Annotated in this window: 5 protein-coding genes; all 5 read left to right on the top strand. The window is 49.7% G+C overall.

The genetic code is table 11. The features are described from left to right. Nucleotides 1-201: 201 nt before the first annotated feature. A complete protein-coding gene (locus AC3DOM_RS16500) occupies nucleotides 202-1,092 on the top strand; it encodes a patatin-like phospholipase family protein (protein WP_487920133.1) in 891 nt (296 codons plus the stop codon). Then, nucleotides 1,089-1,316 (top strand): hypothetical protein, encoded by a 228-nt coding sequence (locus AC3DOM_RS16495; RefSeq protein ID WP_487920132.1) that lies wholly within the window; start codon nucleotides 1,089-1,091, stop codon nucleotides 1,314-1,316. The genes AC3DOM_RS16500 and AC3DOM_RS16495 overlap by 4 nt, the downstream gene beginning before the upstream one ends. Next, entirely contained in the window at nucleotides 1,300-1,965 is a 666-nt protein-coding gene (locus AC3DOM_RS16490; protein ID WP_487920131.1) for an alpha/beta hydrolase, read from the top strand. Before AC3DOM_RS16495 ends, AC3DOM_RS16490 begins: the two co-directional genes overlap by 17 nt. 55 nt (nucleotides 1,966-2,020) lie before the next feature. Beyond that, nucleotides 2,021-3,115: a L,D-transpeptidase gene (locus tag AC3DOM_RS16485; RefSeq protein ID WP_487920130.1), complete on the top strand. Its 1,095-nt coding sequence runs from the start codon at nucleotides 2,021-2,023 to the stop codon at nucleotides 3,113-3,115. Nucleotides 3,116-3,154: 39 nt separating this feature from the next. Further along, nucleotides 3,155-3,756: cytochrome c biogenesis CcdA family protein (locus AC3DOM_RS16480; protein ID WP_487920129.1), on the top strand; the 602-nt coding region annotated here is incomplete at its 3' end.

Genomic DNA, 3,756 nt, shown 5'->3' with positions numbered 1-3,756 from the left:
AATGAACGAAAGATACGAATTTTGCGAAAGTTTCCAAGATGTTTGCATTTTCGCTCTTTTCGTGCTTTTCGTGTTAAAGGGCGAGGGAGGGTATATTATTGAACGAAAGATTTCATCATTCCAACACATCTTTGTGATAAGTCTCTTCCACGAGTATAATCCTGTTTGTGAGATGATTTCTCAGTGAAAGAAGGTTATTGGATGAAAGAAATTGCAGTCGCCCTGGGTGGCGGCGGCGCAAAAGGGAATGCGCATATTGGCGTATTGCGCCGATTGGAGCAGGAAGGTTACCATATCGCTGCGGTGGCCGGAACAAGCTTTGGTGGCCTGGTTGGCGCCATTTATGCAGCCGGCTATTCGCCCGATGAGATAGAAACTCTTTTTGCAGCGGTCGATCAAAGCAAACTCTATCATCTGGGGCTTCATTCCCAACCAAGTCTATTTGGGATTGGCAAGGTCCATCGTTGGTTGGATGAAGTACTCGGTGAAAAAACCTTTGAAGATGCGCGTATTCCCTGCGCGCTGACGGCTGCTGATCTGCACAGGAACGCCGAGGTTAGTATACAGACAGGCACGCTCAAGAATGCGATCCTGGCGACAATTGCCATCCCGGGAATTTTCCCGCCTATCGAATTGGATGGGCATTATCTTGTGGATGGCGGCGTGCTTAACCCGGTCCCGGTTTCTTTGGCGCGAGAATTGGCGCCAGGGCTTCCCGTGGTAGCAGTGGCACTTTCTTCGTCGCTTTCGCCAGCAACACTCTATCACTTACCGGAATCCTTTTCTTCTGCGATCCCCGAATTGATCACTCGCAGACTCTCGCGAATGAATATTGCGCAGGCAATGAATATTTTCTTGCAATCAGTTGATATGAGCTACCGGTCAATTACCGAGTTGCGGTTGAAAAGCGAACCGCCTGATATTCTCATACGCCCGGCGGTGGGAGAGATCGGCATGCTTGATCAGGTTGTTGTAGCCGATATTGTCCGTCTGGGTGAGGAAGCTACTGAAATTATTCTGCCTGAGTTGGCCCGGATTACACGCCGCCCATGGGATTTCGTGCAGGAATTATTTGGTAGGAACAGGTCATGAGCCGAGATTTACGGGAATATGCCAGACAAACCAGCGTTCAGCTTGGCGTAGGTGCTTTTCTCCTTCTCTTTATTGTTGGCGACGGGTTGATCTATTTGATCTATGGAAAAACCGCCGCGCTGATGGGTCTGACCTGTCTTCTGGCTGGCCTTGCCCCGATTATTCTGATTGTCATAATAATGATTATATTGAATTGGATTGTGAAACGTGCAAATCGAGACTAATACCAATCTTCTGGATCAATTCGGCTGGACCTTTCGCGTTAGCCCGAGCTTAGATGATCCCTCTCGAGTATTGTTGCTTCTCCATGGTTGGACAGGTGACGAAAATTCGATGTGGACTTTTACCCAAAATATTTTTTCCAGTTATTCGATCATCGCGCCACGTGCCCCTTATTCTGCCCCACCGGATAAGGGCGGATACTCGTGGCGAGAGTTGAAACCCGGAACCTGGGGATCGCCGACGCTGGAGGAGTTGAGTCTTGCCGCCGACGCCCTCGTCTCCCTCGTTGACGATTGGTCTGCCTCCCTTTCAATAACATCTCCGACTTTTGACATGGTCGGCTTTAGCCAGGGTGGAGCTTTGGCAGCTACCCTGGTCGCACTCCATCCTGCCCGTGTCGGAAAGGTTGCCGTGCTTTCTGGCTTTGTTCCCTCAGGTGTAGAAAGACTGCTCCACCCCGGATTGCTGGAAGATATTCGTTTCTTTTGGGCGCATGGCACAAAAGATGAATTGATCTCCATTGAACGCGGACGTGCCTCGATCGAGTTTTTGGAGAACGCAGGGGCAGAGGTCCAGTTTTGTCAGGCGGAGATTGGCCATCGGGTTAGCAAGGAATGTTGGCGTTCCTTAGCGACCTTCTTAAAAAATTAATCTCTATGTGGTATCCTTTTTGCGGTCTTTTAGTGGTTGATAGCAGGTGAATGAAATGGAAAAATTTTCTCGACGAGATTTTCTTAAACTAACGGGAGCCAGCCTGGGGGCCATGGCGTTTCGCCCCTTTGCAGGAATCATCCCTTCTGGTAGATACCAATTCCCGGAAGGCGAGTTTTTGGGGCGAGCATCCATATTTCCAACTTATTATTCAACGGCAATCAAGTCCGAGCCTGACCCCGCAGCGCCTACGGTGCGTGACTTACCCGAAGATGAGCTTGTAGTCTGGCTGCGTGAGGTGGTTGGGGGCGCAAAATCGACCAGTAAAAGATGGGTTGAAACACCTGAGGGATATGTCTATGCGCCCGACTTGCAGCCTGTTCGTAATTTACCGAATACCCCCCTTGTGTCTATGCCGGCGGGAAAAACAGGTTTCTGGGTGGAGGTCACCGTTCCCTATGTCGATTTGATCATTGCAAATCCGCCCGCACGTGCAGGTTGGTATAAGGACAGTGTTGCCAATAATTTTATACCGCGCCTGTATTATGGACAGGTTGGGTGGGTTGATCAGGTTAGGACAACTGATTCGGGTCAGGTGCTATATCGACTGAATGAAAAATATGGCTATGGTGATCTTTTTTGGATGGAGGCAACCGGGCTTTACCCATTAACCCCTGAGGATATTGCGCCTATCCATCCTGATGTGGATCCCGTGGAAAAACATATTATTGTCAATACAACCTATCAGACCCTTTCAGCTTTTGAGGGAGAAAGAGAAGTATTTTTTTGTCGCGTCTCTACTGGCTATGACAGCGAAAGTTACCGCACCACCGCTGGAGGCTATAACCCGCATCGGAAATTGATGTCTATCCCCATGGGCGCTTCTGCCCAGGAAGGCAGGTCTGGATATGATACCCCTGCTGTCGGGTGGCCCTTTTTTATGAATGGAGACGGGATCGCAATTCATGCCACATTTTGGCATAATGATTTTGGCACACGCCGCTCTCACGGTTGTGTAAACGTCTGTGCAGAGGATGCAAAATGGATTTTTCGCTGGACCACGCCCTATGTATCCCTGGAAAATAGTGAAATAAGCCTGGCCTGGCCTGATCACGGAACAAAGGTAGAAGTTGTTCAGCGTACTTTATAACCAGTAACTTTTATTTATCAATTAGAACGAGGTATTTCAATGGATTTGTCAAATATTACCCTGGGCCTGGCATTTTTAGCCGGACTGGCTTCTTTTCTTTCCCCCTGTGTCTTTTCGCTGGTCCCGGCTTATGTCGGCTATCTGAGCGGACGCGCTGCAGGAGGTGAAGGCGGCAAAAATAGCCGTTTTATTACCTTTACGCATGGCTTGGCTTTCGTCGTCGGCTTTAGCGTGGTCTTTATTTTATTGGGTGTCGCTGCCTCAGCTTTTGGTGGTCTCCTCTATGATATCCGTGGTTGGTTGGCGAAGATCGGTGGGATCGTGGTCATCATTTTTGGGCTGCATATGATCGGGGTTTATCGGATTCCCTTCCTTGAATATGATACCCGTGTCCAATCCCTCCCCGACCCAAAATGGGGCTATCTCTCATCGGGAATGCTCGGCGTTTTCTTCTCTGCAGGCTGGTCTCCTTGTGTCGGCCCGGTTCTGGGAGCGATCCTGACCGTTGCCATCAACGGTGGTGATGTATCGCAGGGAGCTGTCATGCTGACAGCCTATTCGGCCGGGTTGGCGATCCCCTTCCTGATCGCGGCTCTAGGTATCGGATGGGTGGGCGAAACCATACGTAAATATGGTAAAGC

Source organism: Candidatus Desulfolinea nitratireducens (assembly GCF_982879505.1).
The sequence above is the reverse complement of the archived record's forward strand: the minus strand, read 5'-3'. Positions and strand labels throughout refer to the sequence as shown.

Bases quoted from the DNA above. Each gene is read 5' to 3' on its own strand.
- AC3DOM_RS16500 (WP_487920133.1), top strand. From the start codon at position 202: ATGAAAGAAATTGCAGTCGCCCTGGGTGGCGGCGGCGCAAAAGGGAAT.
- AC3DOM_RS16495 (WP_487920132.1), top strand. From the start codon at position 1,089: ATGAGCCGAGATTTACGGGAATATGCCAGACAAACCAGCGTTCAGCTT.
- AC3DOM_RS16485 (WP_487920130.1), top strand. From the start codon at position 2,021: ATGGAAAAATTTTCTCGACGAGATTTTCTTAAACTAACGGGAGCCAGC.